3 protein-coding genes and 1 pseudogene are annotated in these 4,485 nt (G+C 55.2%); 2 read left to right on the top strand and 2 right to left on the bottom strand.

Annotated elements, in window-relative coordinates; translation table 11 throughout:
• Positions 1 to 52: 52 nt before the first annotated feature.
• Together CDN36_RS22450 and CDN36_RS22445 are read right to left on the bottom strand one after the other, a co-directional pair.
• Complete coding sequence (locus tag CDN36_RS22450) at positions 53 to 1,351, bottom strand: virulence factor family protein (RefSeq protein ID WP_287497983.1); 1,299 nt, start codon at positions 1,349 to 1,351, stop codon at positions 53 to 55.
• Positions 1,341 to 2,939 carry a phosphatidylglycerol lysyltransferase domain-containing protein gene (locus tag CDN36_RS22445; RefSeq protein WP_287497982.1) on the bottom strand — a complete coding sequence of 533 codons (1,599 nt, stop codon included), beginning with the start codon at positions 2,937 to 2,939 and terminating at the stop codon, positions 1,341 to 1,343. The genes CDN36_RS22450 and CDN36_RS22445 overlap by 11 nt, the downstream gene beginning before the upstream one ends.
• Positions 2,940 to 3,647: 708 nt before the next feature.
• Between CDN36_RS22445 and CDN36_RS22440 the strand changes: the two genes are divergently transcribed.
• Both CDN36_RS22440 and CDN36_RS22435 read left to right on the top strand, forming a co-directional pair.
• Complete coding sequence (locus CDN36_RS22440; RefSeq protein ID WP_287497981.1) at positions 3,648 to 4,031, top strand: hypothetical protein; 384 nt, start codon at positions 3,648 to 3,650, stop codon at positions 4,029 to 4,031.
• A gap of 76 nt (positions 4,032 to 4,107) precedes the next feature.
• A pseudogene (locus tag CDN36_RS22435) lies at positions 4,108 to 4,485 on the top strand (transposase); the annotation flags it as partial.

Below are 4,485 nucleotides of genomic sequence, written 5' to 3'. Positions count from 1 at the left end.
GGGTTCCACGTAATGATTAGGCTTACTGATAGGCACAAGACTATCCGTTATTTTAAGAGAGTCCTTGTGTCCTCAGATACGTGGGGCCGCTCCAGAGCCTCTCTTCAGGCATCGGACGACGGAACGAAAGGATTCTCCCTTCGATCGCATGATAATTCCCATCAAAATGATGGCCGCCTGCAGTGCGTATCACTTCGGCGTGAGTTTGAAGTAGCGCGGGGCATACGGATTGGGTGTCATCAGCCCCATAGAAGCACTGCACGTCTTTGGTGGGCATCATCGCGACCTGCTCACGCACACTTGCTGCGCTTGCTCGAGGGGCCACACCAAGCAATCCGGACACACGGATCTGAAAGTCAGCGGTCGCCCCGGGGGCCATGAGGACGATTTGATCGATATGAGCCTTAATACGATCTGGCAACCGGTTGTAAGCAAACGGTAGGACGCTCGCCCCGAACGAGTATCCGATCAGCGTGACCTTCGGCGCTCGCCACACTTTAGTATAGTGATCGAGCACCTCACCAAGTGCCTTCGAAATCTGGTCTGTCGTCTTTTCACTCCAAAAATATCGAAGACTGTCCCACCCGACGACGGACACGCCATCGCGCCTGAGGTGCTCGGAAATCTCTTTGTCCAGATCGCGCCATCCCCCATCCCCCGACATTACCACCGCCAGCCGCCCCCCCCCCTTAGCTGACGCGGGAAGCTCAATGAGCGGGAGAGTCGCCAAGGGCGACTTTGCCGCCCCCTTTAAGCGCGATGGTGTGCGCATCAGAACTGCCGCAGCAAGCCCGCCAGCATCTTCGGGGAGCAGTGTGTCCAAAAATTCAGGGCGGCGAACCCGCCCGGATGTGGATGCATTACATAGGGAGACGGGAAGCTGAGGCTCAGAATCAGATTTCGATACAATCGCACCCAGCACCGTATTTGCCGGGGCCTGATCGCGAATGACCTCCGCAATGCGTGCGCCTGCGCCAAAGCCTGCCACAACGGGCGTATGGTAGATATCTGTCGAAAATGCCCTCTGCAGCTGTTCACTGATGAATTCGACATCTCCGGGAAGGTATTGGCAATCGGCCTTCTCACCGGCAATCCTCGACAGGTAACTGCGACTATCAATGCCAATAGTTAAAACACCGTGTTTGGCCAGCTCCCGCGCCACATTCCGGTCCCGCTCGGACCACCCATCTGCGGACGAGAACAAGAATGTCACGCCGGTTGGACTGCCAACGACCGAAGAAATATGAATCTTCCCAAATCGACCGCCATCGATTTTTCGCCCGCTCGGCGTCAGAGATAGGCCGATTACCAGTAGGCAGGCCGCAATAGGAAGCAAGTATCTAAATTTCATGAGCGTCTGCCCCCGTCAGACTCGGGAGGGCAAAAAGCACCCTGTACAGCCCTAAGCCCCCACTCGCCGCAAGATATCGCGGGGTCCAGTTGGGGAGAAATTTCTCTTTAAACGCACGCAAACCGCGGAAGTTATATAGTTTGCTGCCGTGGCGCGAAATGACGTACCCGATGCTATTGCATGGCGCAGCCCCGGGGAATCGTTTAATCCCAGAGAAGGGGGCAACGCCCAAACCGAATCTCGTCAGACCACAAGCCTTAAGCTCAAACGCAAGATTCGTAAAAAGGTACTCCATCGTGCACGCCGGCGCATCTGGCATCACGCGCATAACGCCTGTAGTTGCCTCACCACCATCGCCGGACAACATATAACTCGCAAACGCAACGGCGGCATTGTCTCGGTAGACAACAATCGCGGAGTGCCTTTTCATGAAGTTCTCCTCAAAGGCAGCGATGGAGAAACATCGTTCAGACGCAGAGCGGTGATTCAGCCAAGCATCGGAAACAACGCACGACAGGACACTCGCCACCTCATTGGCTGGCACCAGTCGATAACTCAAACCATCTCTCTGCCCTCGCCTCAACGCATACCTAAGGTGAGATCGGTGCGCCCCCTCGATGGCGAACGCAGTCAAATCGAGCCAAGCATCTTCGCCAACTTTCATGAGTGTCAGACCTGCATCCACGTAAATCTGGAGTGCTTCGGGGTGCACCTGATAGAACGCAACCGTTCCGCCGTGCTTTTTTGATAATGCGATAAATGCCGCGACCAGTTCCTGCCATTCTTCGCGGGGGCCGACAGGATCGTAGAGGGCGCCCCAAGTCCGCCCGCACTTGGCATAGGCGAGGAACGATGCCTTCGACGCAGAGAACAAGAGACTCTTGTCACCCATAAGCATAAGCCCCGCATCGCTGCGCGAATGCTGGTCGGCAATCAGCCGTGCTTGACGAAGGTCTTCTGGGCAGGGAACAGCAACTTTACCCGGCGAGGGTCGCAGAAGATTCCATGTAGATAGGCCAAGAACAAGCAAAACGCCTGTCGATTTAGCGCTAGGCGCATGCAGGACAACATGCATCCGCGATACATGGAAAAACGAAAGCAACCCCAAAGGTGCTGATGCCGAAAGCGTACCAATTGATCGCAGGACGACGCCTTTCGCGAACGACCGTGAGGAGCGCCGTACAACGACTCGCAGGGCGAGGATTATAAGTAACGCGAGCCCTCCGGCAAGCAAAAGTTCCGAGAGTGGCGCAATGGATTCATGCACGCTAAACGACGCACAGTCAGCAAGTAATGCGCCCCAATGCGAAAGTTCCTTCGCGCCGAGGACGAACAAAAGAGCAAAAACTGCCAAAGGAGTGCCAGCGGCCCACACAACGTTGCCGTCAATCAGAGTGCCGAACAAACCTGCAAGCTCAGGCGAGCCGGCAAGAACATCCACAGCAAAGGCAATCGCGGCAACTGCTCCGCAAAGTGGCAAACCAATGTTCGCAAAAATGTATCGGCTAAGCAGCGAAGCGCGAAAGGGCCACTTAGAGAAGAGGTGCTTTGTCTGTGGCTTCAGCAGTGCAGGAATACGATGCATCATGAGCATGTCCGGTGTAACGCCATCCGAGGAATCAAGCGTGGCAAGTATGAGTCCGAAGACAGCCCCTCAATATGGGCCAACACCCATATTGAGGCTCATAACACGACTACGTTACCTGATATGCATCGCCAATGCCCTTCTGCAACCTCTTCAAATTATCTCAAAAATTATTCGCAATAGCCTATTGCGATGGCCGTGTATTGTTATATTGAGGCGCCCGGACATCACGGGTCATCCCTATGCGAGCCATTGGCCGATGCTTTCTCGACAAACGGGATCTCACCCATTTGGGCCAGCACTGAAAGATGGTCGCGCACAAAAGTGCACGCGCCTCGACGTCTGATTGCGTCGTACGCAACCAGTCTTTCCGCATAAGAGCAGCCAAATGAATCAAAGGCGCTTGCTCACCGAGTTGCGCGTTATCCATCGCAGTGCTGTTGATGAATGCAGCAGGAAACGCTGTATTTGCGCCTTCGCAGGCGCCGGGATTACATTCGATGCCGACGGGCGAGACCGTCGACTCGACAATGTCTCCGTATTGGCAACCGCAGCCAACAAAGCATTGCAGTTAGACTCCCAACCTAGCCCTGATCAGACTTTGTCAGCCGACGGTTTACTTGTGTACCAGCACCGGACAGCCAGCGCCCTCAATGTACTTCGTCGTGACGGGCTTTGAATTCAATTTTCGGAACCTGGTGTGGTGACGTAATGGGCGCACAAAAGAGAAGAATTGATATTCGTGCCGGACTGCTGACCGTGTACGTCTGCGCAGGTGTCGCACCACTATGCTGGCGGCGGCTGCTACATTTCGGCGATTGGCGTGACAGCTTGGCGGTCATTGTCGCCGGAACCATATTTCTCGCCTCAGCCATTATCACGGCACTTTCGACTCTAAGCCTACTTCGCCTAGATTCGACTCTCAAACGAGTAATGATCGCGATCATCACGTCGTTTGTATTTTTCTTCGGCGCCTCGCTCAATCTTGCCTTTGCAGTCCAAGGTCTCGCATCAAGCTTACCGCCTCCACCAGAAACTCAAAAACACTGTCACGCCAAATGGCGCGCAGCATCATCATGGAGGCCGGGAATCTGAGTGCGCTTTGACCTGCCCCCTACAAACAGGGCCAGCCGGAGTCTAGTAAAGTTCGTTTTCGGAGAAGAAGACGAACATGAAGAAGCGATTTACGGAACAGCAAATCATCGGATTTCTGAAGGAAGCCGAAGCCGGTATGGCGGTCAAGGAACTGTGCAGGAAGTACGGGTTCAGTGACGCGTCGTTCTACACCTGGCGCGCGAAGTTCGGCGGCATGGAAGTCTCGGAAGCCCGCCGGCTCAAGGACCTCGAGGTGGAGAATGCCCGGCTGAAGAAACTGCTGGCCGAAGCAATGCTCGATATGGAAGCGTTGAAGGTCGTCGTCAAGGGAAAGCCCTGAGCCCGCAAGCCAAACGCGAAGCGGTGTCGGCGATTCGGGAGAAGGTCAACCTCTCCGAGCGCCGCGCCTGCCGGCTTGTCGGGCTTTCTCGCAGCGTGCTGCATTACGACGCGA

The sequence above is a fragment of the Pandoraea sp. CB10b_02 genome, from assembly GCF_002216225.1.
In the GTDB taxonomy this organism is placed as follows: domain Bacteria; phylum Pseudomonadota; class Gammaproteobacteria; order Burkholderiales; family Burkholderiaceae; genus Pandoraea; species Pandoraea nosoerga.
Note: the sequence above shows the minus strand (reverse complement) of the source record. Positions and strands in the feature narration are given on the sequence as shown.

Excerpts from the sequence above, each read along its gene's own strand:
- CDN36_RS22440 (WP_287497981.1), top strand. The coding sequence starts at position 3,648 with ATGGGCGCACAAAAGAGAAGAATTGATATTCGTGCCGGACTGCTGACC.
- CDN36_RS22445 (WP_287497982.1), bottom strand. The coding sequence starts at position 2,939 with ATGATGCATCGTATTCCTGCACTGCTGAAGCCACAGACAAAGCACCTC.
- CDN36_RS22450 (WP_287497983.1), bottom strand. The coding sequence starts at position 1,351 with ATGAAATTTAGATACTTGCTTCCTATTGCGGCCTGCCTACTGGTAATC.